27 protein-coding genes are annotated in these 24,635 nt (G+C 76.2%); 11 read left to right on the plus strand and 16 right to left on the minus strand.

Annotated features, from left to right (window positions below; all coding sequences use genetic code 11):
- Positions 1 to 23 precede the first annotated feature (23 nt).
- From FHN55_RS12605 to FHN55_RS12620, 4 genes are all read right to left on the minus strand, one after another.
- Positions 24 to 2,252, minus strand: coding sequence for a 3-hydroxyacyl-CoA dehydrogenase NAD-binding domain-containing protein (locus FHN55_RS12605; RefSeq protein WP_373995731.1), 2,229 nt, complete (start codon positions 2,250 to 2,252; stop codon positions 24 to 26).
- Positions 2,249 to 3,478, minus strand: a complete 1,230-nt coding sequence (locus tag FHN55_RS12610; RefSeq protein WP_218974622.1) for a thiolase family protein — start codon at positions 3,476 to 3,478, stop codon at positions 2,249 to 2,251. The genes FHN55_RS12605 and FHN55_RS12610 overlap by 4 nt, the downstream gene beginning before the upstream one ends.
- 341 nt (positions 3,479 to 3,819) lie before the next feature.
- Complete coding sequence (locus FHN55_RS12615) at positions 3,820 to 4,482, minus strand: TrkA family potassium uptake protein (protein WP_139712682.1); 663 nt, start codon at positions 4,480 to 4,482, stop codon at positions 3,820 to 3,822.
- A complete protein-coding gene (locus FHN55_RS12620; protein WP_257570939.1) occupies positions 4,475 to 5,869 on the minus strand; it encodes a TrkH family potassium uptake protein in 1,395 nt (464 codons plus the stop codon). Before FHN55_RS12620 ends, FHN55_RS12615 begins: the two co-directional genes overlap by 8 nt.
- A 160-nt stretch (positions 5,870 to 6,029) precedes the next feature.
- On the opposite strand from FHN55_RS12620, the gene FHN55_RS12625 reads away from it, so the two are divergent.
- Positions 6,030 to 6,890 carry a hypothetical protein gene (locus tag FHN55_RS12625; RefSeq protein WP_139712683.1) on the plus strand — a complete coding sequence of 287 codons (861 nt, stop codon included), beginning with the start codon at positions 6,030 to 6,032 and terminating at the stop codon, positions 6,888 to 6,890.
- A gap of 182 nt (positions 6,891 to 7,072) precedes the next feature.
- Entirely contained in the window at positions 7,073 to 7,999 is a 927-nt protein-coding gene (locus FHN55_RS12630) for a GGDEF domain-containing protein (protein WP_218974623.1), read from the plus strand.
- A gap of 325 nt (positions 8,000 to 8,324) precedes the next feature.
- Here FHN55_RS12630 and FHN55_RS12635 read toward each other — a convergent pair whose 3' ends face one another.
- Positions 8,325 to 8,630 (minus strand): dihydrofolate reductase family protein, encoded by a 306-nt coding sequence (locus FHN55_RS12635; RefSeq protein ID WP_139712684.1) that lies wholly within the window; start codon positions 8,628 to 8,630, stop codon positions 8,325 to 8,327.
- The gene (locus tag FHN55_RS12640; protein WP_139712685.1) at positions 8,627 to 9,229 is read right to left on the minus strand and encodes a dihydrofolate reductase family protein; all 603 of its coding nucleotides are present in this window, start codon (positions 9,227 to 9,229) and stop codon (positions 8,627 to 8,629) included. The genes FHN55_RS12635 and FHN55_RS12640 overlap by 4 nt, the downstream gene beginning before the upstream one ends.
- A 195-nt stretch (positions 9,230 to 9,424) precedes the next feature.
- On the opposite strand from FHN55_RS12640, the gene FHN55_RS12645 reads away from it, so the two are divergent.
- Complete coding sequence (locus FHN55_RS12645; RefSeq protein ID WP_218974624.1) at positions 9,425 to 10,267, plus strand: MerR family transcriptional regulator; 843 nt, start codon at positions 9,425 to 9,427, stop codon at positions 10,265 to 10,267.
- Positions 10,268 to 10,382: 115 nt separating this feature from the next.
- Complete coding sequence (locus FHN55_RS12650; RefSeq protein ID WP_139712686.1) at positions 10,383 to 11,300, plus strand: DMT family transporter; 918 nt, start codon at positions 10,383 to 10,385, stop codon at positions 11,298 to 11,300.
- 5 nt (positions 11,301 to 11,305) lie between these two features.
- Here the strand turns inward: FHN55_RS12650 and FHN55_RS12655 are convergent, their stop codons facing one another.
- From FHN55_RS12655 to FHN55_RS12665, 3 genes are read right to left on the minus strand one after another with little or no spacing between them, the layout of a single operon-like run.
- On the minus strand, positions 11,306 to 12,724 hold the full coding sequence (locus FHN55_RS12655) for a chloride channel protein (RefSeq protein WP_373995732.1): 1,419 nt from the start codon (positions 12,722 to 12,724) through the stop codon (positions 11,306 to 11,308).
- Positions 12,725 to 12,779: 55 nt separating this feature from the next.
- Positions 12,780 to 13,241, minus strand: a complete 462-nt coding sequence (locus tag FHN55_RS12660) for a MarR family winged helix-turn-helix transcriptional regulator (protein ID WP_180357812.1) — start codon at positions 13,239 to 13,241, stop codon at positions 12,780 to 12,782.
- Positions 13,242 to 13,279: 38 nt separating this feature from the next.
- The gene (locus FHN55_RS12665; RefSeq protein WP_180357813.1) at positions 13,280 to 14,164 is read right to left on the minus strand and encodes an alpha/beta fold hydrolase; all 885 of its coding nucleotides are present in this window, start codon (positions 14,162 to 14,164) and stop codon (positions 13,280 to 13,282) included.
- 317 nt (positions 14,165 to 14,481) lie between these two features.
- Between FHN55_RS12665 and FHN55_RS12670 the strand changes: the two genes are divergently transcribed.
- Entirely contained in the window at positions 14,482 to 14,670 is a 189-nt protein-coding gene (locus FHN55_RS12670; RefSeq protein WP_139712689.1) for a hypothetical protein, read from the plus strand.
- Between the two features lie 6 nt (positions 14,671 to 14,676).
- Here the strand turns inward: FHN55_RS12670 and FHN55_RS12675 are convergent, their stop codons facing one another.
- Together FHN55_RS12675 and FHN55_RS12680 are read right to left on the minus strand one after the other, a co-directional pair.
- On the minus strand, positions 14,677 to 15,045 hold the full coding sequence (locus FHN55_RS12675; RefSeq protein ID WP_218974625.1) for a helix-turn-helix domain-containing protein: 369 nt from the start codon (positions 15,043 to 15,045) through the stop codon (positions 14,677 to 14,679).
- Positions 15,042 to 16,067: an NAD-dependent epimerase/dehydratase family protein gene (locus tag FHN55_RS12680; protein WP_139712690.1), complete on the minus strand. Its 1,026-nt coding sequence runs from the start codon at positions 16,065 to 16,067 to the stop codon at positions 15,042 to 15,044. Before FHN55_RS12680 ends, FHN55_RS12675 begins: the two co-directional genes overlap by 4 nt.
- Positions 16,068 to 16,211: 144 nt before the next feature.
- Between FHN55_RS12680 and FHN55_RS12685 the strand changes: the two genes are divergently transcribed.
- A complete protein-coding gene (locus tag FHN55_RS12685) occupies positions 16,212 to 17,105 on the plus strand; it encodes a VOC family protein (protein ID WP_218974626.1) in 894 nt (297 codons plus the stop codon).
- Here FHN55_RS12685 and FHN55_RS12690 read toward each other — a convergent pair.
- On the minus strand, positions 17,077 to 18,321 hold the full coding sequence (locus tag FHN55_RS12690; RefSeq protein WP_139712691.1) for an acyltransferase: 1,245 nt from the start codon (positions 18,319 to 18,321) through the stop codon (positions 17,077 to 17,079). The genes FHN55_RS12685 and FHN55_RS12690 overlap by 29 nt on opposite strands.
- Positions 18,322 to 18,438: 117 nt before the next feature.
- On the opposite strand from FHN55_RS12690, the gene FHN55_RS12695 reads away from it, so the two are divergent.
- Positions 18,439 to 19,323, plus strand: a complete 885-nt coding sequence (locus FHN55_RS12695) for a methylated-DNA--[protein]-cysteine S-methyltransferase (RefSeq protein ID WP_139712692.1) — start codon at positions 18,439 to 18,441, stop codon at positions 19,321 to 19,323.
- On the opposite strand, the gene FHN55_RS12700 is transcribed toward FHN55_RS12695, so the two are convergent.
- Entirely contained in the window at positions 19,286 to 19,807 is a 522-nt protein-coding gene (locus FHN55_RS12700; protein ID WP_139712693.1) for a DUF1772 domain-containing protein, read from the minus strand. The two genes, FHN55_RS12695 and FHN55_RS12700, sit on opposite strands and share 38 nt — an antisense overlap.
- A 114-nt stretch (positions 19,808 to 19,921) precedes the next feature.
- Between FHN55_RS12700 and FHN55_RS12705 the strand changes: the two genes are divergently transcribed.
- Both FHN55_RS12705 and FHN55_RS12710 read left to right on the plus strand, forming a co-directional pair.
- Positions 19,922 to 20,974 (plus strand): AraC family transcriptional regulator, encoded by a 1,053-nt coding sequence (locus FHN55_RS12705; RefSeq protein WP_139712694.1) that lies wholly within the window; start codon positions 19,922 to 19,924, stop codon positions 20,972 to 20,974.
- Complete coding sequence (locus FHN55_RS12710) at positions 20,962 to 21,201, plus strand: toxin-antitoxin system YwqK family antitoxin (RefSeq protein WP_218974627.1); 240 nt, start codon at positions 20,962 to 20,964, stop codon at positions 21,199 to 21,201. Before FHN55_RS12705 ends, FHN55_RS12710 begins: the two co-directional genes overlap by 13 nt.
- Positions 21,202 to 21,239: 38 nt before the next feature.
- Here the strand turns inward: FHN55_RS12710 and FHN55_RS12715 are convergent, their stop codons facing one another.
- On the minus strand, positions 21,240 to 21,635 hold the full coding sequence (locus tag FHN55_RS12715; protein WP_139712695.1) for a rhodanese-like domain-containing protein: 396 nt from the start codon (positions 21,633 to 21,635) through the stop codon (positions 21,240 to 21,242).
- Position 21,636: 1 nt separating this feature from the next.
- Positions 21,637 to 22,584 (minus strand): aminoglycoside phosphotransferase family protein, encoded by a 948-nt coding sequence (locus FHN55_RS12720; protein ID WP_218974628.1) that lies wholly within the window; start codon positions 22,582 to 22,584, stop codon positions 21,637 to 21,639.
- A gap of 116 nt (positions 22,585 to 22,700) precedes the next feature.
- Here FHN55_RS12720 and FHN55_RS12725 point away from each other — a divergent pair, with 116 nt between their 5' ends.
- Entirely contained in the window at positions 22,701 to 23,291 is a 591-nt protein-coding gene (locus FHN55_RS12725; protein ID WP_139712696.1) for a GNAT family N-acetyltransferase, read from the plus strand.
- Here FHN55_RS12725 and FHN55_RS12730 read toward each other — a convergent pair.
- Positions 23,282 to 24,286 (minus strand): ATP-dependent DNA ligase, encoded by a 1,005-nt coding sequence (locus FHN55_RS12730; RefSeq protein ID WP_139712697.1) that lies wholly within the window; start codon positions 24,284 to 24,286, stop codon positions 23,282 to 23,284. The genes FHN55_RS12725 and FHN55_RS12730 overlap by 10 nt on opposite strands.
- Before the next feature lie 52 nt (positions 24,287 to 24,338).
- Here FHN55_RS12730 and FHN55_RS12735 point away from each other — a divergent pair, with 52 nt between their 5' ends.
- Positions 24,339 to 24,629 carry a DUF1905 domain-containing protein gene (locus FHN55_RS12735; protein ID WP_139712698.1) on the plus strand — a complete coding sequence of 97 codons (291 nt, stop codon included), beginning with the start codon at positions 24,339 to 24,341 and terminating at the stop codon, positions 24,627 to 24,629.
- The last annotated feature ends 6 nt before the right edge of the window (positions 24,630 to 24,635 follow it).

Consider the following 24,635-nt stretch of genomic DNA (forward strand, 5'->3'; position numbering starts at 1 on the left):
CATGATCACGGAGGGGGTGGGGGTCAGGCGGGGACGGATGCGACGCCGCGGGGCAGGAACCGCTGCCCGGTGACGCGCTCGGACACCCCGGTCCGGTCCAGCAGCGGCAGGATCCCGCCCAGGTGCGCGGGCCAGCCAGCGCCCAGCTGCAGGCACAGGTCGATGTCGCGCGGGTCGGAGACCACGCCCTCGTCGAGCATGCGCCTCGCCTCGTCGGCCAGTGCCGCGAGCACGCGCTCGCGCACCTGCTCCTCGGTGGAGGGGGAGTCGCCGAGCACCAGCACGCCGCGGGCGGCGTCCGTGAGCGTGCGCGAGCCCTTCTCGTAGACGCCGGGGAGCCCGGCCTCGACGATCCGCCGGAGGTTGGCCGACACGGGGAACCGCTCGGGGAACGCCGCGTGCAGCGACTCCGCCACGTGCAGCGCCACCGCGGGACCGACCAGGCCGAGCAGCTCGAAGTTGCTCATCGGCAGGCCGAGGGAGTCGAGCGCGGCCTCGGCCACCTCCACCGGCGTGCCCTCGTCGACGACGACGCTGGCCTCGCTCATGAACCGCGTGAGCAGGCGGTTCACCACGAAGGCCGGGGCGTCCTGCACGAGCACGCAAGACTTGCGCAGCCCCTTGCCCACGGCGAACGCGGTGGCCAGGGTGACGTCGTCAGTCGGGGTCTCGCCCGTGGTCCGCACGACCTCCACCAGCGGCATCACGGCCACGGGGTTGAAGAAGTGGAACCCGACCAAGCGCTCCGGGTGCTCCAGCGCTCGGGCCATCGCCGTCACCGACAGCGAGGAGGTGTTGGTCATGAGCACGCAGTCCTCCCTGACGACGCGCTCCACCTCCCGGAAGACCTGCTGCTTGACGGACAGCTCCTCGAAGACCGCCTCGATGACGAGGTCGGCGTCGCCGAAGGCCTCGGCGGTGGAGGTGGTCCCGGTGACGCCGGCCGTCAGCCGCTGCGCGGCGCCGTCCGAGAGGCGCCCCTTCTCGCGGAGCTTGGCGATCTCGCCGTGCACCCACGCCACGCCCTTGTCGACGCGCGCCTGGTCGAGGTCGGTGAGGACGACGGGCACCTTGAGCTGCCGGGCGAACACCAGCGCCAGCTGGCTGGCCATGAGCCCGGCGCCCACCACGCCGACCTTGCCGACCGGCCGCGCGAGCTTCGGGTCGGGCGCGCCGGCGGGCTTCTTGGCCCGGCGCTGCACCAGGTCGAAGGAGTACACGCCGGAGCGGAACTCGTCGGTCATGATCAGCTCGGCGAGGGCGTCGTCCTCGGCGGCGAAGGCCGCCTCCCGGCCCTGCTCACCGACGTCGGTGCGCGCGCGGGCCAGCAGGTCCAGCGCCCGGTAGGGCGCGGGCGCCGCCCCGTGGAGCTTCTTGTCGACTCCCGTGCGGGTCGCCGCGAGCACGCCGTCCCAGAGCCGCTCGTCGCGGCTGACCTCGGGCCTGTCGACGACGACGTCGCCGTCCACCACGCGCGCGGCCCAGCGCAGCGACTCCTCGAGGAAGTCGGGGGAGTCCAGCACGACGTCCACCACGCCCAGCTCCAGCGCCTGCTGCGCTGTGAGGGTCTTCTGCGACGCGGGGTCGGCGATGACCACCCGCACGGCCTTCTCGATGCCGATCAGCGCCGGCAGCAGGTGCGTGCCGCCCCAGCCGGGCACCAGGCCGAGGGCGACCTCGGGCAGCGCCAGCCCGCGCGCCACCGACGAGGCGGTGCGGTAGGTGCAGTGCAGCGCCACCTCCAGGCCGCCGCCCATGGCGGGGCCGTTGACGAACGCGAACGACGGCACGCCGAGCTCGCCGAGACGGCGCAGCTGGTCGTGGCCGTGCTGGGCGACGGCGCGGGCCGCAGCGGTCGAGGAGATCCGGGCGACGTCCTTGAGGTCGGCGCCGACGGCGAAGACGAACGGCTTGCCCGTGATGGCCACCGCCGTCACCGCGCCCTCGCGCACCCGCGCCTCGACGGCGTCGAGGGTGTCGCGCAGCTGCAGCAGCCCGGCGGGGCCCAGCGTGGTCGGACGGCGGTGGTCTTCAGGATCGCGGGGGGAGTTGTCCATGGTGATCAGCGCGATCGATCCCGCCAGCCCCGGGCGCAGCGCTGCCAGCGGCACCTCCTGCCAGGGGAAGAGCGTCACGCGCTCGGACCCGTTCGGGTCGACGAGGTCCTCGGGGCGCACGACGCCCTCGGTGCCTCCGGTGCCCTGGTCGAGGCGGGCCTGCTCGGGCTGGGCCTGCACGGTCTGCTCGCTCACGCCGCCTGCTCCTTCGCGCCAGTCGTGCCGGTCGATCCGTCGAAGTGGGGGTTCTCCCACAGCACCGCACCACCCTGGCCCAGGCCCACGCACATGGCGGTGAGGCCGTAGCGGACGTCGGGACGCTGGGCGAACTGCCGGGCCAGCTGCGTCATGAGGCGCACGCCGGAGCTGGCCAGCGGGTGGCCGACGGCGATGGCGCCGCCCCACGGGTTGACGCGCTCGTCGTCGTCGGCGATGCCGAAGTGGTCGGTGAAGGCCAGCACCTGCACGGCGAAGGCCTCGTTGAGCTCGAACAGCCCGATGTCGTCGATGGACAGGCCCGTCTTGGCCAGCAGCTTCTCCGTGGCGGGCACCGGGCCGATGCCCATGACCGCCGGGTCGACGCCGGCGAACGCGAAGCCCGCCAGGCGCATGGCCACGGGCAGGCCCAGCTCGGCCGCCGTCTCACCGGAGGCCATCAGGCACATCGTGGCGCCGTCGTTGAGCCCGGCGGCGTTGCCGGCGGTGACGCGGCCGTGGGGCCGGAACGGGGTCTTGAGGCCAGCGAGCTGCTCGACCGTGGTGCCGGGGCGCGGCGGCTCGTCGGCCGTGGCCAGGCCCCAGCCCTTCTCGGCGTGGCGCGTGGCCACCGGCACGAGGTCGGGCTGGACGTCGCCGCGCTCGTAGGCCGCCGCCAGCTTGGCCTGGGAGGCCGCGGCGAAGGCGTCGGAGCGCTCGCGGGTGAGGTGCGGGTACCGGTCGTGGATGTTCTCCGCGGTGCGGCCCATGACCAGCGCGTCGCCGTCGACGATCCGGTCGGCCACGAAGCGGGGGTTCGGGGCGAAGTTGGCGCCGAGGGGGTGGCGGCCCATGTGCTCCACGCCGCCGGCCAGCACCGCGTCGTAGGCGCCGGCAGCGATGCCCGACGCCGTCGTCGTCACCGCGGTCATGGCGCCGGCGCACATCCTGTCGATGGCGAACCCCGGCACGGACTGCGGCAGGCCGGCCAGCATGCCGGCGCTGCGGCCGAGGGTGAGGCCCTGGTCGCCCTCCTGCGTGGTGGCGGCGATCGCCACCTCGTCGATGCGCTCCGGCGGCAGCGAGGGGTTGCGGCGCAGGACCTCGCGCACCAGCCGGACGACCATGTCGTCGGCGCGCGTCTGCGCGTACATCCCCTTCTCGCCGGCCCTGCCGAACGGCGTGCGCACACCGTCCACGAACACCACGTCGCGCCCTGAGAGCACGCCGACCTCCTCGTCGATGGACCACCTGTGCGGTACGAGGAGTACACGGTACTCGCGGTACCGGGTTCTGGCGAGCCACCTGCCGGCCGGGCGGACGGGGCGCAGGTCACCGGCCGGAGCTGCGGACGCCGCCGACCGCGGTCAGCGCGGACCGCCTGCCGTCAGAGGTCCGCCGGCGCGACGCCGGCCGGGGCGCGTCGTCGTCGGTGCGCCCGGTCGACCGCGTGAGGCGCCCGACGCAGAGCGGTCCCCGCCGGGTGGAAGCCGACGGGGACCTGGTCCTGCACCTGGCGAAGGGTGGAGGACCTGTCCCCATCGTGCCACCCCGCCCCGACCGGCGGTCAGTCGAGCTCGACGAAGCGCTCCACGTCGGACGGCTTCCCCGCGATGACGATGACCGAGCCGTAGCTCAGCACCGTGTCGTACCCGGCGTGCGTGTACTGCTCGGAGCCCTCGGGCTTCACCGAGACCACGGTGACCCGGTGCTTGGAGCGCAGCTTGGACTCGCCCAGCGGCACGCCCACCAGGTCGCGCGGCGGTCGCGTCTTGGCCAGCACCCACTGCGGGCCCAGCTCCACCCAGTCCTGCATGCGTCCGGCGACGAGGTGGGCCACCCGCTCGCCCATCTGCTGCTCGGGCAGAACGACGTGGTGCGCTCCGACGCGCCTCAGGATGGTGGCGTGCTGGTCGGACAGCGCCTTGGCCCAGATGGTGGGCACCTCGAGGTCCACCAGCACCGCCGTGGTGAGGATGCTGGCCTCCAGGTGGGTGCCGATGCCCACCACGGCGCGGGGGAAGTCCTGGATGCCGATCTCGCGCAGCGCCTCCGGGACCGTGGTGTCCGCCGTGATGACCTGCGGGAGCACCCCGGACAGCGACTGGACGACGTCGGCGCGGGCATCCACGCCGATCACCTCCGTGCCGCCGCGCTGCAGCTCCAGGGCCAGGGCGGTGCCGAAGCGGCCCAGGCCCAGGACGGCGACGGGATCTCTGCGGCTAGCCAACGATCATCCGCTCCTCGGGGAGGTGGTGGAGCTTCGCGCGCTCGCGCAGGGCGAGCGCGGAGGCCAGGGTCACGGGCCCGATGCGCCCGATGTACATCAGCACCACGATGACGACCTGCGCCGCGGTCGGCAGGTCGGCCGTCACCCCGGTGGACAGGCCCACGGTGCCGAAGGCGGACACGGCCTCGAACAGCACGATGTCGGTGGGCTGGTCGGTGGTGGCGTGCAGGGCCAGCGTCCCGACCGCCACGATGCCGATGCCCAGCAGCGCCACGGCGAGCGCCTGCCGCTGGGTGGCGGCGGGCACCCGGCGGCGCCCGACCTCCACGTCGACGTCGCCGCGCAGCTCCGCCCACAGGACCGCCGCGAGCAGGCCGAAGGTGGTGACCTTGATGCCGCCGGCGGTGCTGGCCGAGCCGCCGCCGATGAACATCAGGACGTCGGTGACGAGCAGCCCCTCCGGTGTCATCGCGCCGATGTCGATGGCGTTGAACCCCGCTGACCCGGCCATCACGGCCAGGGTGAACGCCCCCACCGCGGCGTCGACGGGGTCGAGCGCGCCGAGCGTGGCGGGGTTGGGGACCTCGAAGACCGCCAGGAGCGCCGTGCCGACGGCCAGCAGCCACACCGTCACGGTGACCGTGACGCGCGTCAGCACCGACCACGAGCGCGGGTGGCGCCACCCGCCGCCGCGCAGGCCACCGCGGGCCAGCTCGAACACCACGGGGAAGCCCAGGCCGCCGAGCAGCGTGGCCGCGCAGATGATGAGCAGCGTGGCCGGGTCGTCGGCGTACCGGACGAGGCTGTCGCTGGCCAGCGAGAACCCGGCGTTGTTGAAGGACATCACGGCGTAGAAGACCGAGCGCCAGGCGGTCCGCAGCACCGGCTCGCCGTCGAGCAGGGCCCACTTCGCGAACAGCAGGACGGCGAAGACCGCCTCCGAGGCGATGCTGAACAGGAAGACCGTGCGGATGACGGTGCGGACGTCACCCGCGCTCAGCGAGCGCGACTCCGTCTGCGCCACCAGGCGCGCGCGCAGCCCCAGGCGGCGCGAGAGCAGCAGGGCCACGAGCGTGGCGGCCGTGGTGATGCCCAGCCCGCCCAGCTGCACCAGCAGCATGATCACTACGTGGCCGTAGACGGTCCACGCGGTGCCCGTGTCCACGATCGCCAGGCCCGTCACCGACACGGCGGACGTGGCGGTGAAGAGCGCCGCGATGAGGTCGACGCTGCCGTCCGTGTGCGCGATCGGGAGCGCGAGCAGCACGGTCCCCACGGCGATGGCGGCGGCGAAGCCGCCCGCGATGACGCGCCCGGGGTGGGGCGCCCGGGCCCGGGGCGTCCGCCTGGCGGGGATGGTCGGGGAGCTGGCCGTGCTGTCGGGCACGGGCGACCACACTGCCAGAGCGCCGCGTCCGCCGTCGTCGTCCTCCCGGGCGACTCGCCGCCCGCACCGGCGGGCCGGCTGTGCAACGAGGACGACGACGACGGCGTCGTGCAGGTGGCGGCCTCGGCGGCGGGGCCCCGGGTGCGGAGGTGCTGGCGTGGTGGCAGGTCGGCGGTCGGTGGTGGGCCCTGCGGCGGCGGCGGTGGTGGCCGCGCTCGTCGTCGTCCTGGGGGCGGGGCTGGTGGGAGCGGCTCCGGCGCGAGCGGCCACGTCGGCGCCGACCGGGCCGACCGGGCCGACCGGGCCGACCGCCGTGGGGAGCGTGCCGCCGCAGGTGCAGGCGGCCTACGACGGGGAGTTCCTGCGCCGGATGGTCACGTCCACGCACGGACCAGGTGGCACGGTGAGCGCGGGCACGGTGCACCAGCTCTTCTCCTTCACCGAGGCGTTCCAGGAGGGCGACAGCGACGCAGACCCCGTGGAGGCCGGTGACGCGTGGATCGCCGCGGTCGAGGTCGACGGCGTGGTGGTGGGGTGGCAGCGGACGTTCCTCGACGACGCCGGCGACGTGCGGTCCTCGGGGTGGAGCCCCGACCCCGTCGGCGCGCGGCCATTCCTCGAGACCGCAGCGGGCGCGCTCGTGGAGGTGCCGTGGGACGGCGCGTTCTTCACGCTCGTGGACGGGGTGGTCACGCCCATGAGCGTCCAGTCGTGGGACGCCGGGCTGGGGCCGCGCAGCCTGGCGCAGGTGCAGGCGGACTTCGCGGTCTCGCGCGCCGAGACCGCGGCGGCCTACGCCTGCTGCACCCCCGCTGACGCCTGCGCCGGCGGGGGCGGCGCCGCGGTCGGCGGGGGCGGTGGCGGTGGGGCCGGTGACGCGGCCGGTGACCGGGCGTCGTGCGGCACGTCGCCGCCCCGCCCGGAGGTGCTCGCCCTCGCCGGCGCGGCCGTCGCCCTGGCGGTCGGTGTCGGCTGGGCCGCGGTGCGGCAGGGACGACAGGGACGCCTTCGACGGGCCTGACCCGCCCCGGCGCGTGGGCGCCGGGATCCGCGGAGCACCCGTGCTCCGGGCTCCTGCGGCTCCCCGCGCGTCGGCTCGGCTCCCGCTGGACCGTCGAGGGGTCTGCGCTCCAGTTCGTCGTGCCGGGTGTCGATGCTCCTGCTGACCGGGTTCGCCGCACCCACGGGCGGGAGGCTCCAGCGTTGAGCACCACCCCCTCCGACCAGGCCACCGCCTGCGCGTCGAGCGACCTCGCCCTGATGGCGGCGGCCTTCACCGGGAGCCGGGCGCTGCTGATGGTCATCGGCCGTGACGCCCGCGTGCTGGTGGCCAACCCGGCGGTGACCCGCACCACCGGCTGGACCTCGGACGAGCTGGCCGCCCGCCCCTTCTGGGAGACCTTCGTGGCTCCTGAGGACCGCGCGCGAGCGCGCGCCGACTTCTCCCGCGCGATGGCCACCGGCCTGCACTTCACGGTCGAGGGCGACTGGGTGGACCGCTGCGGAGGCCGGCGGCGGGTCTCGATGCAGGTCGACGTCCTGCTCGACGCGGACGGGCGGCCCTGTGCGGAGTCGCTGGTGGGGGTGGACGTCACCGACCAGCGCCACGAGCAGGCCGCGCTGCGGCGCCGCGCCGAGACCGACGCCCTGACCGGGCTGGCCAACCGCACGAGCGCCCTGGCCCGTCTGCAGGAGGCCCTCTCCGAGGGCGGACCAGGAGCGGGCGTGCTGTTCTGCGACCTGGACGGGTTCAAGGCCGTCAACGACCGGGACGGCCACCACGCCGGTGACCTGCTCCTGGTCGAGGTGGCCCGGCGCCTCTCAGCGGTGGTCGCGCCCGGGGAGCTGGCGGGCCGCTACGGCGGCGACGAGTTCATCGTCATCAGCCCCGGCGCCGACCACCGCCGCCTGGACGCCCTGGCCGCCGCGGTGCGGTCCGCGGTGGAGCGGCCGGTGGCGCTGCTCGACCCCTCGGCACCCGCCGGTCCGGGGGACCCGAGGGCGGTGCGGGTCGGGGTCAGCACCGGGACCGCGACGGGCCACCCGGGCGACGCCCCCGACGAGGTCGTGCGCAGCGCGGACCGGCGCATGTACCAGGCCAAGACCGCGCGACGCAGCTGTCGCGGCTGAGGACCGCCCGACGACGCCGCGGAGCCCGGAGGACCCCGCCGTCGGTCGGCCGGCGCTCCGTCGGTCGGACTGGTGACCTCTCGGGGGCAGGTACCCCCCGTCGGCTCTCGCGGACCTGGGCTGCCGAGGAGCGGCTGTCGGCCACTGCGGTGTCCGTGCTCGACCGGGTCGACGTGGACGGCGACCGCGCAGGACCGGTGCACCGGCGTGAAGGGCGACGGGCGTGCTGACGATCCCCGTCCGACGGCTGCGTTGATGCGGGCGGTGATGAGGCGGCCGGAGATGGAGCGGTCCAGGGTCTGGCGCGCCGTCAGGTCGTCGTAGCTCAGGACGTGGGCGACGACGTCGCGCACGGCGCATCCCGCAGCCGACGGGAGAAGACCGTCTTGGGCGTGGTGTTCCCCAGCTGCGCCACCGGCAGGTCAGCCGTCGGCCAGAACTGGACGAAGGACTCGTAGGTGTTCCGGCCCAGCAGCACCTCGGCCACCTCGGACAGGAGACGGACGTCGTGCTCCATGCTGGCGGCGTCTGCCTCCGCCGGCACCGCCGAGAAGAGGTCCGCCTCTCCACCGGGCCCGGCGGCGCAGCCGTCCAGGCTGACCCACTGCTGGGCGAGGACCCGTGCGCTCACGGAGCCCCACCACCAGCGGCACTCCCCGGTGGGTCGCCCGGTGCGACGCCGTAGCGGGTGTAGGTGGTGCCGCTGCGGAAGGCCCGTGACTCCAGCAGCCGCAGTGCCGGCAGCTGGTGGCCGTCGGGGAACAGCCGGCGCCCGCCGCCCTGGACCACGGGGTAGGTGAACAGGCGGTACTCATCGACCAGGCCGGCGGCGATGAGGGTGTGGCACAGCCGGATGCTGCCGGTGACGACGACGTCCCTGCCGGGGCCCTCCTTCAGCGCGCGCACCTCCGCGATGACGTCGCCGCTGATGACGGTGGTGTTCTGCCAGCCGGGGTCGTTCATCGTGGAGGTGACGACGTGCTTGGAGACGGCGTCCAGGTGGGCGCTGACCCCGGTGGTGTCACCGTCCTGGTGGGGCCAGTACCCGCGCAGGTCCTCGAAGGTGCGTCGACCGACCAGGAGGGCGTCGGAGGCGGCGCTGTCGCGCTGGAGCACCTCCAGCAGGTCGGACTGGTCTGAGCCGCCTTGTCCTTGAGCGTCGAACCAGTCGCCGAGCACCTCCACTGCTCCGTCGACGGTGGTGTTCTGGGTGATGGCCAAGGTCCTCACCGTGGCACTCCTCGCCTCGTCCGTGGGGTCGGGGTGCTGACCGCTGCGGGTGCGGGGACTCATCGGTGCAGCGGTCACCCGGACCGCTCGACGCCGGCGCTCGACCTTGCTGCTCTCCACCCCTCCGGAGCGGTGCGCGGCTCGTCGGCCCGGCCCCTTGACCCTCACGCGGCGTCAGGGCCCACGGTGGTCCCCGTGACACCACCGCACGAGCGCCGTGAGCACGGCGGCGACGAGGACGGCGAGCACCGCGCGGCCGAGCTGTGGACCGTGGGGCGCGTGGCCGAGGTGACCGGGGTCAGCGTCCGTGCGCTGCACCACTACGACGCCGTCGGCCTGGTGCGCCCGTCCGGGCGCACCGCCGCCGGGTACCGGCTGTACGCGCCCGACGACGTCGAGCGGCTGCAGGCGGCGGTGGTGTACCGGCGCCTCGGCTTCTCCCTCGACGACGTCAGCGCGCTGCTGGACGCGGACGGCGAGGAGCTCGTCGACCACCTGCGGCGCCAGCGCGACGCGGTCACGGCCAGGCTGCGGGAGGACTCCGACCTCCTCGCGGCGATCGAGAGAGCACTGGAGGCGACGATGACCGGGACCCAGCTGACCCCTGAGGAGCGGCGAGAGCTCTTCGGCGACTCGTCCAGCGAGGACCACGCCCTCGAGGCGCAGGAGCGCTGGGGGCAGACCGAGCAGTGGGCGCAGTCGCAGCAGCGCACCGCGCAGCACGCGAAGGCGGACTGGGAGCAGGTCAAGGCCGAGGCGGACGCCATCAACGCCGACTTCGCCGAGCTGCTCGCGGCGGGGGAGCCCGCCGACGGTGATGCCGCCACGGCCGTCGCCGAGCGGCACCGCCTCCCCGTGTGCGAGCGCTTCTACGAGATGTCCCACGCGATGCACCGGTCCGTCAGCCAGCTGTACGTGGACGACCCGCGCTTCACCGCCACCTACGAGGCCGTGGCTGTGGGGCTCGCGCAGTACGTGCGCGACGCCGCCTACGCCAACGCGGCGCGTCACGGCGTCACGGAGGGCTGCAGCGGCTGAGCCGCAGTCCCGGAACAGCCACCCGCCGTCGAGATCCTGCCGACCTGCTCGCGCACGGGTCTCGGCGGCGCGGACCGGAGTGCGCGGTCGCCCACCATGTCCCTGTGATGTGCTCGTGAACCGCCGCTCCGCCCTGCTCTTCGCCGGCCTCGGCATCGCCTGGGGCGTCCCGTACCTGTTCATCGCGATCGCCGTGACCGAGCTGGCGCCGTCGGTGCTCGTGCTCGCGCGCACGGCGCTGGGCGCGCTGCTCCTGCTGCCGCTGGCCCTCGCCCGCCGCGAGGTCGCCCCGGCCCTGCGCCACTGGCCGGCCGTGCTCGTCTACACCGCGGCCGAGGTGCTCGTCCCCTGGCTCCTGCTGGCCCGCGCCGAGCGGTCGCTGCCCAGCTCCACCACGGCGCTGCTCATCGCCGCCGTCCCGCTGGTCGGGCTGGCCGTGGGCGCTGCCGCCCGCCGCGCCGGCCTCGACGACTCCCCGCACCGCCCCCTCGGCGGCCGCGGGGTGCTGGGCCTGGCGGTCGGCACGCTGGGGGTCGCGGCGCTCGTGGGCGTGTCCCTGACCGGCACGGACCCGGTCGCCGTGGTCGAGCTGGGCGTGGTGGTGGTCTGCTACGCCATCGGGGCGTGGGTGCTCGGGGCTCGCCTGCGCGACGTCCCCAGCGCCGGGGTCATGGCGGTCTCGCTGGCGCTCTCCGCGCTGCTGTACCTGCCCGTGGTGCTCCTCGGGCCCGGCCTGCCGGCGCAGCTGCCGTCAGCGCCGGTGGTGCTGTCCGTCGTCGTCCTCGGGGTGGTGTGCACGGCGGGGGCGTTCCTGCTGTTCGGGGCGCTGGTGGCCGCCGTCGGCCCGGTGCGCACCACCACGGTGGTCTACGTGAACCCGCTGGTGGCGGTGGTCGCGGGTGCGGTGGTGCTGGGGGAGCGGCTCACCGCGTGGACGGCGCTGGGCGCCGTGCTCGTGCTGGCCGGGTCCGTGCTGGCCACGGTGCCGCCGCGCCGCCGGTCGGCCTCCGACCCGGCGGTCGCGGCGGCCTGAGGGCCTCAGGCCGCCGCCCCGGCCGTCACCGGGGTGACGGGAGCGGCCCCGGCGCGCTCCTCCCGGCGGGTGAGCTTCAACGTGTAGACGGTGCCGTGGGAGAGCATCCGCGAGACCGCGGTCGCCGGGACCACGGCCAGCGCGAGCGGCAGGAGCAGCGCCGGGGCGGCGGTCAGCTCGAACAGCATCACCGCCCCCGTGATGGGGGCCCGGGTGGAGCCGGCGAACGTGGCGGCCATGCCCACCACGGCGAACAGCGCCGTGCGCCCCGCCAGCGACGGGTCGACAGCGGCCGCGACGTCGCCGAAGGCCGCCCCCGCCATCGCCCCGACGAACAGCGACGGCGCGAAGACACCGCCCGAGCCGCCGATGCCCAGGGTGAGGGAGGTGGCGAGCACCTTGGCCAGCAGCAGCACCACGAGGGCGCCCAGGGCGGTGCGCCCGAAGACGGCGCTCTCCAGCACGGGGTAGCCGACGCCGTACATCTGCGGCACCGCCAGCAGCAGGAGGCCCAGAACGAGGCCGCCGACCGCCGGGCGCGCCCACTCGGGCGCGCGGGTCCGGCCCCACAGCGCCTCGCACGCGTCCTCGACGAGGTAGACCGCTCGCGCGAAGCCGATGCCGACAGCCCCGGCGAGCACGCCGAGCAGCAGCACGAGCAGGTAGTCCTCGGGGTGGACGGCGCCCAGGTCCGGCAGGGAGATGAACGGGGCGTCCCCGAACGCGGCGCGTCCGATCAGCGCAGCGATCACCGCGGAGACCGTCACCGCTCCGAAGGACGTGGGCGAGAAGTCCTGCAGGAGCAGCTCGAGGGCGAAGAAGATGCCGCCCAGCGGGGCGTTGAAGGTGGCTGCGACACCGCCGGCGGCGCCGCAGGCCACCAGCGTGGACAGGCGCGAGCCGGGCAGGCGCATCCGCTGGCCCAGGGCCGAGCCGAGCGCGGAGCCGATCTGGATGATCGGCCCCTCCCGGCCCACGGACCCGCCCGAGCCGATGCAGATCGCACTGGCCAGGGCCTTCACCGCCGCGACGCTGCCGCGGATGCGGCCGCCACCGGCGCTGATGGCGCGCATGACCTCCGGGACGCCGTGCCCGCGGGCCTCGGGGGCGAAGCGCTGCACCAGCGGTCCGTAGAGCAGGCCGCCGACGGCGGGGGCGAGGACGACGAACCCGGCCCCCAGCCACGGCACCCACGGATCGGCGGGGTGGCCGACCACGGCGGAGTAGTCCGCGTGGCCGCTGAAGACCAGCGTCGCCGCGTGGACCATCCAGCGGAAGACCACGGCGGCCAGGCCCGCCCCGACGCCGATGAGCACGGCCGGCAGGGCCAGGCGCAGGACCTGGCCGTCGAAGGCGGCGCCGAGGGCCGGTCCGCGCCGGCGGGTGGAGGAGGGGGACGACGGGTGCGAGGAAACTACTTGCACGCATGCAAATGTACGCCTTGGGCAACCATTGGGGCCAGGGGCTCCCCGGTGGCGCTCAGCCGCCGTACGGGGAGAGCTCCTCCGGCAGGGGCTCGCCGGCCGCCCGGCGGAAGGCCGCCGCGCCCTGCGCCAGCACCGCCCGCTCCTGCGGGGACAGCCGGGCCACCACGCGCGCGAGCTCCGCGCGCCGCCGGTCGGTGACCTCCCGCACGAGGAGCAGGCCGGCCTCCGTGGCGGCCACGAGCACCTCGCGCCGGTCCGAGGCCCCGGCCCGCCGCTCCAGCCACCCCCCGGCCACGAGCCTGTCGACGGTGCGGGTCAGCGTGGAGCCGCTCACCGCCAGCCGCTCGGCCAGGTCCCCGGAGCGCACCGGGCCCAGCTCGCTGGCCAGCACGAGCAGCCGGAACTGCGGCACCGTCACCTCCTCGAGCGCCGGCGCGAGCGAGCGCGCCACCACGCCCAGCAGGGCGCGCGACGCCGCGACGAGGTCCTCGACGCCCTCAGCGCTGTCGTCCACGCCCACCATCATCGGCGCCGTCCCCGGCGCCCCCGCCGTCAGGCCAGCAGCGCCCGCAGCTGGCGGGCGAAGCGGTCCGGGTCTCCACCCATCCACGGCACCCAGTCGACGTGGCCGCCGGTCACCATCGCGGCCTCCCGGTCCAGCAGCGCCGCCACGCCCTCCGCTCCGCGGCGCGCCAGCTGGCGGCCGGACTCGCGCCCGGCCGCCAGCACCACGCGGGCGCCGGAGGCCTCGGCCGCGCGCAGGGCCTCGACGTCGACGTCGTACCCGCAGACCGTGAGCAGTCCCTTGTCGATCATGCGGGTCATCGCCGCCACGTGCTGGTCGGTGGGGTCGGCGGGCGGTTGCGGGTCCTGCGTCGCCGGAGCGTGGTCGGTGCCCTCCGGGGCCTCGAAGCCGGCCAGCGCCATGAAGGCGCCCATCGCGGGCCACACGCCCTGCTCGTGGAGCGTCGTGACCACGCGCTCGGCGTCCGCCCGCCGCTCGGTGCCGTCGGGCAGCGGCCCGAACAGCGGCGGCTCGTGCGCCACCAGCACGCGCAGCCGCTGCGGGTGCCGCGCGGCGAACGCCAGCCCGGTGACAGCGCCACCGCTGGAGCCGAAGACGTCGGCGCGGGCGCCCGGACCGGCGACCGCGTCGAGGAGCGCGGCGACGTCGTCGGCGAGGCGGTCGGGGTCGGCCGGGTCCGCCGGGTCGTCCAGGGGGCTCGCGCCGAAGCCGCGCGGGTCGTGCAGGACCACGCGGTGGTCGGTGGCCAGGTGGGCACCCAGGTCGCGGAAGTCGTCGGCACCGGCGGGGTGGCCGACGAGGACGACGACGGGCGCGTCCGGCGGCCCGGCCACCTCGTGGTGCAGCCGGGCGCCAGGGACCTGCAGGGTGCCGGGCGTCCAGGTGGTGGCGGGGGTGTGGCTGACGGCCATGGAGGTCATGGTGGGGGGACCGCGCAGCCGTGCGGAAGTCATCGGGGTCCCGATCCCGCCGTGATCATGGGCGATCGGCCACCTGCAGCGCTGGACGGGGTCTGGCGCCGGGGGGCGGGGGCGCGACACCATGGCCGGGTGCCGGAGCACGCCACCGACGAGCGCCGTGCGCAGCGGCTCCTGGGCCAGGTGCTCCTGGACGACGTCGTCGCCGACCTCGAAGCCCTGCCCGGCTCCTCCCGCCGCCGCATGTTCGGCTGCGAGGGCCTCTTCGCCTCCGGGCGGGTGGTGGCTTCGTCGACGGCGACGGTGCCCTCGTGGTCAAGGTCCCCGCCGACCTCGCCGCCGAGCTCGTCGACGCCGGCACCGCCACTCGGGTGCGCATGGGCCGCTCACCCGCACGGGAGTGGGTCGCGGTGCCACGCGCTGGTGCGCCCGACGAGGTGCGGTCGCTGTGGGCGCGGCTCGTGCACGTCTCCTACGACCACGTCACCACCGGCGCCTGAGCGAGCTCAGGCAGCGAGCGCCCGCACCGCGCCCGGAGCAGCGACCGGGGCGGCCAGCGCCGCAGCGGCCGGCTCGGCCAGCGCCAGGTCGGCGGCCACGGCGCGCAGCAGCACCGCCTGGGGCAGCGACAGCGAGCGGCACACCGCCCGGAGCACCTCCGAGGAGGCCTCGGCCAGCCCGCGCTCCACCTGGGACAGGTGCCCGGTGGAGACGCCGGCGGATCCCGCGACCTCCTTGAGCGACCTGCCTTGCGCCGTCCTCGCCCGCCGCAGCCGGGCACCGACCACCTGGCGCAGGAGCGGCGCTCCGGTCGGTGGCGCCGTGGGGACGGCGTGCAGGAGGCGCTCGGAGCGCGGGGTCCTCGCGCGGCTCACCGCAGGCTCCCCGCGGAGGCGAGCAGCTCTCGCTCCAGGTCCTGCGGGAGACCCGGTGCTGGTCGGTCCGCTCGCAGCTCCTGGCCGTCGCCGGCGGCCTGCAGCCACGCCCACGTGTCGGCCACCGTCTCGCAGACCGTGCGCTGCACCAGGCCCGTCTCCCGCGCCCGCGGCGTGGCGACGTCCCACGCCGTGACGGCCACGTCCCGGGGCAGCCAGTACGGCAGGTGCACCCACGGCTCCACGCCCGCGGCGAGCAGGTGCTCCTCGGGCACCTCCACCAGCTCCGCGTCACCGCCCGCGACGTCGGCGCAGGTGCGCAGCAGGCGGCCGAGCGTCGTCGTCCCCGCCGTCGAGGTGGCGTTGACGCCGCCGGACCAGCCCTCCTCCACGCCGCGGACCAGCCAGTCGGCCAGGTCGCGCGCGTCGACCAGGGCCACCTGCTGCTCCATCGCCCCGGACCCGGGGACCACGACGCGTCCCCCTCGCGCCAGGCGGCGCAGCCACCACGCCACGCGGCCGACGTCGTCGTGGGGACCGGCGATGAGACCCGCGCGCGCCAGGAGCACCGGGCCGCGCACGGCGGCGGTGAGCACCCGCTCCGCGTGCGCCTTGACCGGGCCGTAGGCGTCGGGCTCCACGCCGTCGCCGTCCTCGGGCCAGGTGGCCTCGGCGTCGGAGGGGACGGGGCCGGGCGGCCACGCCCGGTAGGCGTTGAGGCTGCTCACCAGGGCGTACGCCCGCACGTCGGCGAGCGCTCCGGCGGCCTGCTCCGCGGCCGCGCGCGTCTGGCAGGAGGTGTCGACGACGACGTCGGGCCGCCAGCCCCTCGCTGCGGCGCCGGACAGCGCCGCTGCCAGCGACGGCGGGTCGTCCCGGTCGCCGTGGAGGGCGAGCACGCCGTCCGGCGGGTGCCCGGACAGCCCCCGCGTGAAGGTGGCCACGTCGTGGCCGCGGCGCACGGCGGCGTCGACCACGTGGCGCCCCACGAAGCGCGTCCCACCGAGCACGAGCAGCCGCATGGGCCCAGCAGGCCCGCTGGAGGTCTGCGCCGTCAAGCCGCGTTCACCGCGGGTGAACCCCTCCGCCGCGAAGGGGGGCTGGTGATCTCCTCGGCACCGGGACAGGCTCGAGGGCGACGGGTCCGCACGACCGGGGGAGGCGCTGTGGCCGAGGACGAGCAGCACGCGACGGAGGCCGCGGCAGAAGCCGGGGCGGAGGTGCCGCGGACCTACCCGCAGGGCGTGCCGTGCTGGGTCGACCTGGAGGTGGCCGACCTCGACGCCGCGCAGGCGTTCTACGCGGGGCTGCTGGGCTGGTCCTTCCACGACGCGGTGCCCCCCCAGGCGCCGGGTTCCTACCTCATCGCCACCGTCGACGGCCGGGACGTGGCGGCGATCGGCTCCCCGGAGGTGGCGATGGGCGCCGCCGGCACCCCGGCGTGGTCCACCTACGTGGCCGTGGAGGACGCCGACACGGCCGCGCGGCAGGTCGTCGAGCTCGGCGGAGCGGTGACGAGCCCACCGGCCGACGCCGGGCCCGGTGGGCGAGCTGCCGCCTGCAGCGACCCCGACGGGGTGGCGTTCCGGCTCTGGCAGGCCCGCCGCCGCCTTGGTGCCCAGCACGTCAACGCGCCCGGTGGCTGGAACTTCAGCGACCTCCTCGCCGACGACCCGGAGCGCTCGCTCGCCTTCTACGGCGGCCTGTTCGGGTGGCGCAGCACCGCGCTGTGGGAGGGCGGCGACCTCGCGGTCAGCGTGCCCGGGTACGGACACCACCTGGCGACCACCTCGGACCCCGGCATCCACGAGCGGCAGGCGTTCGCACCGCAGGACTTCGCCGACGTGGTCGCCTGGTCGGCGCGGGTGCCCCGGGGCGACCACCCGCGCTGGAGGGTCACCTTCACCGTGGTCGACCGCGACGCCGCTGCGGCGGCGGCCGAGCGGCTCGGCGGCGAGGTGGTCGGGACCGCTGAGACGGAGATGACGCGCGCGGCCGACCTGCGCGACCCGCTCGGGGCCGCTCTGAGGGTCAGCCAGTTCGTCCCGCCCGGCGGATGAGCACCGGGTCGAGGCGACGGCCGTTCAGCCACGCGCCCACCCACGTGCCGCGCACCAGCAGGTCGTAGCTGAGCAGGAGCAGCGGCACGGAGACCGCCCACGCGGCCAGCAGCTGGACGGACGGCCACCAGCCGGTCTTCGCGATGAGCAGCTGCACCACGGCGGTGAGGGGCAGGTGCGCGATGTAGACCCAGTACGAGGAGTCCGCCAGGTAGCGCACCACCGGCGACCCGCCCGCCAGGGCCTTGAGGAACAGGCCGACGAGCCCGTAGCACCAGCACCACCCGGCCAGCGCCGACAGCGGAGCCGTGACGCCGATGGGGCCGGTGTCCTCCAGGAGCACCACGAGCGGCGTGAGCACCACGGCCGCGCCGAGGTGCACCGGCCAGCTGCCCGCGAGTCGGGACAGGGCGTCGGGGCGGGCGTGCAGCAGCCACCCGACCACGAAGGCGCCGCAGTAGGCGGTGAGGGTCGAGGGGAGGACGTCGAGGTGGGAGGGCTGCACCACGCCGTACCGCGAGCTGCCCTGCAGCAGCAGCGCGCCCAGGTACGGCAGCGCGGCCAGCGCGACGCCGCCGGGCAGCACGAGGACGGCGCCGGCGCGGTCGGCCCAGCGGGCGGCGCGCTCGCGGCCCGCGCAGGCGAGCACCACGGCCCGCACGACGAGCACGACGACGATGATCTGGACGAGCACCCACAGGAACCACAGGTGCGCCGGGTCCCGGAAGAGCCAGAACGGGATGCCGCTGGGCAGCGGCGGTAGGGGGTCCGGGTCCCCGCGCAGGCGCCGCGCCAGCTCCTCGACACCGATGATCGACAGCAGCACGAGCGGGCTGAACACGGCCAGCGGCAGGAGGATCCGCTGGGCGCGGTCCCTGGCGTAGGCGCCGGCGCCGCGGCGCGTGAGCACCAGCCGCCCGAAGTACCCCGCGAGCATCATGAAGAGCACCATGCGGAACAGGTGGATCATCGTCGTGGCGATGTCCGCGGCAGGCGCGAAGACCGGGTCCGGGCGGAACCACGTGGTGCCGGGCAGGAACGGGGCCAGGGTGTGCAGCACGATGCCGAGCCCGAGGGCGACCGCGCGCAGGGCGTCCAGGCCGTGCAGGCGGGTCGCCGTCGCGGGGGCCTGGGCAGCGGTGGCGGGCGACGGCGTCTCGGGAGGCGGAGCCGACGGCCCCGGGGCGGCTGCACCAGCCCCCGAGTGGGTCGTCACGCCCCGACGCTACGTGAGGATCGCCGCCGTGACCGACTCGAGATCGACTGGCCGTCACCCGCTGGGCCGTCCGCAAGCGGAGTGCCGCGCCGGTGCGGGCCGCCCTAGCGTCCTCGTGTGGTGCTCGAGATGACCCTCCCCGCTGCTGCTCCCGGCGAGCGCGTGCTCGCGGCGTGCCGCGCCATGGACCAGGCAGGGGGGCCGCTGCCCCTGGAGGACCTCGCGTCGCTCACCGGGTGGAGCACCCGCCAGCTGGGCCGCCGGTTCGCGGAGGTCCTGGGCACCACGCCCCGGGCCTACGGCGAGGCGCTGCGCACCCAGCGCCTGCGGCCGGCCCTGCGCGAGGGACGCGCCGGTGGCGGCACGGTGCTCGACGCGGCCTTCGCCGCCGGGTACGGCTCGGTGCGGGCCTTCTACGAGCAGGGCGCCGCGCGCCTGGGCATGACGCCGTCGCAGTACGCGGCCGGGGGCAGCGGGGAGCGGCTGCTGTGGTCGGCCGGCCCCGTCGACGTGGGCGGGGTGGAGGTCCGTCGGGTGCTCGTCGTCGCGTCCCTGGCGGGGGTGGTGGCGGTGCGGATCGGCGACGACGACGACGCGCTGCTCGCCGAGGTGGCCGCTGAGCTGCCGCTCGCGGACCTCGACCACGAGCCCGAGGTGCTCACCGACGTGGTGGCCGCCGTCGCGGCGCTGGCGCGCGGGGCCGGTGACGCCCCGGAAGGTGCGGCCGCGCTGCCTCTCGACGTGCGCGGCACCGCGTTCCAGGCGGCGGTGTGGGCGGCGCTGCGGCGCATCCCCGCGGGGCAGACCCGCTCCTACGCCGAGGTCGCCGCGGAGCTGGGCCGCCCCACCGCCGTCCGCGCGGTGGCGCGGGCGTGCGCCACCAACCCCGCGGCGCTCGTCACGCCGTGCCACCGCGTGGTCCGCTCCGACGGCGGCCTCGGCGGCTTCCGGTGGGGCCTGGAGGTCAAGCGGGCCCTGCTGGCCGCAGAGCAGCAGCGGTGAGCAGCGCGCTCGCCGCGAGGCAGCCGAGCGTCCGCACGTGGTTCCAGCCGCCCCACACCCGCACGTAGCGCTCCCAGGTCTGCGCGGCCGCGGGGGTGCCCGCGTCGACGCCCGCCAGCCGGTCGTTGAGCGGCACGTTCGCGGCCACCGTGACGAGCACGCCGGCGGCCAGGTACAGGGCCGCCCCGCCCATCGCCAGCAGCGCCGGGGTGCGGGTGGCACCGTCGTCGGCGCGCAGGGCCGGGACGGCGGTCACGGCCACGGCCGCCGCCACGGCGGCCGTGCCGAACAGCGCGGTCATCAGGGGCGGGGTGACGGCTGCGCGGTTCACCGCCTGCATGGCGCTCACCCCCGCCGAGGCCGGCAGCCGGGCCAGCGCCGGCAGGACGAAGCCCGAGAAGGTGAAGAAGACACCGCCCACCAGCCCGCTGCCGACGGCGGCGGTGCCCAGGAGGAGCGGCGTGAGGGTCGCGGTCGCGGTCATGCGACCAGCACAGCGCGCCGCGGTGAGACGGTCCACGGTCCACGTGCTCGTCTGCGTGCGCAAGCGTCTCGCCGCTGCTGGACGCCCGCGCCGCGGCGCCCTAGCGTCACAGCGGTGGACGCCGTCGCCGGACTGCTGGACGCCCCCCGCGCCCGGGAGGCGTTCCTCCTGCGGTGCTCGATGGCCGCGCCCTGGGCGGTGGAGGTGCGCGACCGCGCCCCGCTGACCCTCCTCGCCGTGGTGCGCGGCTCGGCAGCGGTCACCGCGGGAGGGGAGCGGCACCGGCTGGACGCCGGTGGCGTCGCCGTCCTGCGCGGCCCGGCGCCCTACGTCGTCGCGGACGCGGACGGCGCCGGACGCCCCGCCGACCCCTGCGGCGCAGCGCGAACGCCCGTGCAGGCCGTCATCCACCCCGGGCAGCGGTGCACCGCACCCGACGGCGGGCCCCAGAGCGCGATGGGCGAGGTGGGTGTGCGCGCGTGGGGCAACGCCCCCGACCGCACCGCCCGCGACGTGCTGCTCGTCGGCACCTACGCGCAGGCCCGCGCCGTGAGCGAGGACCTGCTGGCCGCGCTGCCCGCCGTCGTCCTCGTGCCCGGTGAGGACTGGTGCTGCCCGTACCTGCCCCTGCTCGCCGAGGAGGCCGCGCTGGAGGCGCCCGGCCAGCAGGCGGTGCTCGACAGGCTGCTCGACCTGGTGCTCGTGGCCGTGCTGAGGCGCTGGCTCGAGGAGGGGTCAGCCGCCCGCCGCGCCGGCCAGGGGTGGTGGAGCGGCGCCGACGCCGTGGTCGCCGGTGCCCTGCGCCTGCTCCACGAGCAGCCGGAGCGAGGCTGGACGCTGCCCGCGCTGGCGGCCGCGGTCGGCGTCTCGCGCGCGACGCTGGCCCGCCGCTTCACCGCGGCCGTCGGCGAGCCGCCCATGGCGCACCTCGCGCGGTGGCGCCTGGCGGTGGCGGCCGACCTGCTCGACGAGACCGACGCCCCGCTGGACGCGGTGGCCCGCAGGGTCGGGTACGGCTCGGGGTCGGCGCTGAGCGCGGCGTTCACCCGCGAGCGCGGCACCTCGCCCAGCGAGCACCGGCTGCGCCGCCGGGCAGGTCTCGGATCCGGTCCCGCGGCGGCCTCAGCGCTGGACGGGGTGGCATCCTCCACCGGGTGGCGGGTCTGATCGGGGCGGAGGAGTTCGGCGGCGACGGCGTGCACGTCGAGCGGCACCGCGACGGGTCGGTGCGGGCCCGCGGGCCCGTGCTGGACGGCAAGCCGGAGGGCTACTGGGAGTGGTTCCGCCTGGACGGCACCAAGCTGCGGTCGGGCCACTTCACCGACGGCGAGCCGGTGGGGGAGTGGGCCACGTACGACCGGCAGGGACGCCTGTACAAGACCACCCAGCGCTGACCCCCACCCGCCGTGGTCATGGACTTCCCGAGCACCGGTCAGGGACGCACGTCGGCAGGTCCGTCGTCCACGGGCAGCCCGGCCGCCTTCCAGGCCTCCACCCCGCCCACCACGTCGGTGGCCCGGTGCAGCCCCACGGCCTGCAGCGAGGCCGCCGCCAGGCTGGAGCTGTACCCGTGGCGGCACACGAGCACCACCTGCACGTCGTAGCCGGTCGCCTCGGGGACCCGGTGCGGGCAGGCCGGGTCGAGCCGCCACTCCAGCACGGTCCTGTCGATGACCAGCGCGCCCGGCAGCTCGCCCTGCTCCGCGCGGTGCACCGGGGTTCGCGTGTCCACGAGCAGCGCCCCGGCGGCCACGGCGGCGGCGGCCTCGTGCGGCGTCAGGCGCTGCAGCCCCGCCCTCGCCGTCGCCAGGACCTCCGCCGCACCCACGTCACGCAGTCTCCGCGACCGCCGCACAGAGCGCCCGCGAGGCCTGGGCGACCATGCCCGGGCCGGTCTCCCAGTAGTACGGCAGCGCCTGCACCGCCTGGTGGACGACGACGCCGCGCCCGCGCGCCCACGCCGCCTCGTCGGCGCCGACGGCCTCCCGGTACAGGTGCTGGGCGTGGTGCTGCGAGCGGGCGCCGAAGAGGTGCCATGCCGGCAGCAGGTCGACCGCGGGGTCGGCGAGGGCGAAGGCGCCCCAGTCGATGACCGCGGTGAGCCGGCCCGGCGTCGCGGTGTCCGCGAGCAGGTTGCCCGGCAGCAGGTCGCCGTGGGCCCACCGCGGCGGGCCCTCGTGGGCGGGGGCCTCCAGGGCGGCATCCCAGCAGCGCAGCACCGCACGGGCTCCTCCGTCGACGACGACGCCGGCGCGGTCGCCCAGCTCCGCCAGCGCTGCGCGGACGTCGTCGTCCAGAGCGGCGAGGGGACCGCCGCGGCGGCCGGGGCCGCGCTCGGGCGCCGACCGGCGGTCGTCGTCGTCGAGCGGCAGCGACCGCAGGGCCGTCACGAAGGCGGCGAGGTCGGCGGCGGCCTGCGCGGTGCCGTCGCGGTCGGGGCCGGCCTGGCGCCCCGGCAGCCAGGTGACCACCGCCCAGTCGAAGGGGTAGCCGCAGCCCGGTGCCCCGAGCGCCTCGGTGCGCGGCAGCGCCAGCGGCAGGTGCGGTGCGAGCACGGGCAGCCAGTGCGCCTCGGAGCGCCCCTGGTCGCGGGCCCACGCGATCTTGGGCAGGCGTGCGGCGAGGTGGTCGCCGACGCGGTAGACGTCGTGGTCGGTGCCGGAGGAGGCGACGGGCTCGACGCGCTCGCCGGCGAGGTGGGGGAGCTGCTCGGCCAGGAGAGCGCGCACGAGGGCGGTGTCGGTGGGCACCTGGTCCCGGTGCATCAGCGAGGGCACGGACGCCCACGCTGCCCCGCCGAAGAGCCTGCGCTCAACCCCTTTCCCGTCCCCGACCCTGGATCGACCGTGGATCGACCGTGGACGCGACCCACGGGGCTCCGTACCGTCGGCGGATGCCCATCGAGGTGCGGCCAGCGCGTGACTTCGGCGACGTCGCCGCGGTGCTCGGGCCGAAGGACCCGGCGGCGAGCGTGTGCTGGTGCCTCTCGCACCGCCTCGACGCGAAGACCAACCGGTCGCTGGTCGGGCCGGCGCGCGGCGAGCTCGTGCGCGAGCTGGTGCAGCGGGACGTGGCGCCCGGCGTGCTGGCCTACGACCTCGCCGCGGCCGACGGCGGTGGCGACCTCGTGGTCGGCTGGGCCGCCGTCGCCCCGCGCTCAGGTCTGCCGTACGCCCGCTCGACGAAGATCCCCCACCACGACGACCTGCCGGTGTGGTCGCTGTGGTGCGTCCGCGTGCGGCCGGGTCACCGCGGACGCGGCATCGCGCGGGAGCTCGTCGAGGGCGCTGTGCGGTACGCCTTCGAGCAGGGCGCCCCCGCGGTGGAGGGCTACCCGGTGGACAACCAGGGGCAGCGGGTCGACCTGACGATGGCGTTCGTGGGGACGCGGGCCCTGTTCGAGGGGGCCGGCTTCACGGTCGCGACGACGACGGAGTCGAAGGCCGGCGGCTTCCCGCGCGTCCTGGTGCGCCGCTACCCCTGACCGCCCTGGTCCTGGTCCGGGGCGGGGGTGCGGCGGGCGCGGGCACGGCGCTTGCCCTCGTGCATCGCCGCCACCCGCGGCACGGGGATCGCGCGCCCCTCCTCGACGAGCACCGGCGGCAGCGCCTGCGGCGCGGGCAGCGCGTCGCGCCACGGGTCACCGGTCTCCGGGGCGGCCTGCGCGGCCAGCCGCGCGGCGTTGTGGACGGTGACGTCGCCGGGGACGACGTCGTCGAGGGCGTCCCACGGCACGGGGAACGAGACCGGCACGCCCGGGCGGACCCGCGGGCTGTAGCAGCACGCGAGGCTGCCGCCGCCGGCGCGCGTGGGGTCCAGGAAGACCCTGCCGCCGCGGTCGGCCAGCAGGAACGCCGTCGTGGCGACGTCCGGGCCGAGCCGCTCGGCGCGGGCGGCCAGAGCCCGGGTGGCGGCAGCGGCGTCGTCCACCGCGACGTCACGCACGGGCACCACCACGTGCAGCCCCTTCGCGCCGCTCGTCTTCACCGCCGCCGCGAGGCCCGCCTCGCCCAGGGCGCGCTCCACCAGCCGGGCTGCGGCGACCACGGCGCTGAAGGGGGCGTCAGCCGGCGGGTCGAGGTCCAGCACGAGGTGCGTGACCCGGCCGTCGCCGTCGAGCACCGTCGGGTGCAGCTCGACGGCGCGCTGCCCGGCCAGCCACACGAGCGTGCGGCCGTCCTCGGCGAGCGGGTACCTGACGGTCCGGTGCGACGCCTCGGCCCACACGTCCTTCGTGGCGATCCACTCCGGCGCGCTGGGCGGGAGGTTCTTCTGCACGAACGGCCGCTGCCCCGGCCGCACCCGCGTCACCGTCAGCGGGCGTCCGGCCAGCTCGGCCACCAGGGGCCCGGCCAGGGCGCGCACGTGCTCCACCAGGTCGCGCTTGGTGGCGCCCGCTCCCTCGAAGAGCTCCGCGTCGAGGTGCTTCAGCTCGACGCCCTCCACCGCCTCGGTGTCACCGGCGTCCGCTCGGGCCATGCACCGACGCTAGGGCTGGGCCCGGGCGCGCGCCGCCCGTAGCGTCGCCCGGGTGGACCTGGAGGTCACCGGCGAGGTGTTCAGCTGGCGCGGCCCCGCGCCCTTCCACTTCCTGGCCCTCGGCGACGACGACGCCGCCGAGCTCGCCGAGGTGGCCGCTGCCGTGACGTACGGCTGGGGGATGGTCCCGGTGCGAGGACGGCTCGGCGGCACCGACTTCACGACGTCGCTGTGGCCGAAGGAGGGCACGTTCTACGTGCCCCTGAAGCACGAGGTCCGGCGGGCGGAGGGCGTCGAGGTGGGGGACGTCGTCACGGTCCACCTGCACGTCGTGGGGCTCTGACCGCGT

Origin of the sequence: Streptomyces sp. NP160 (genome assembly GCF_006335115.1) — a bacterium.
Classification (GTDB): Bacteria; Actinomycetota; Actinomycetes; order Actinomycetales; family Quadrisphaeraceae; genus Quadrisphaera.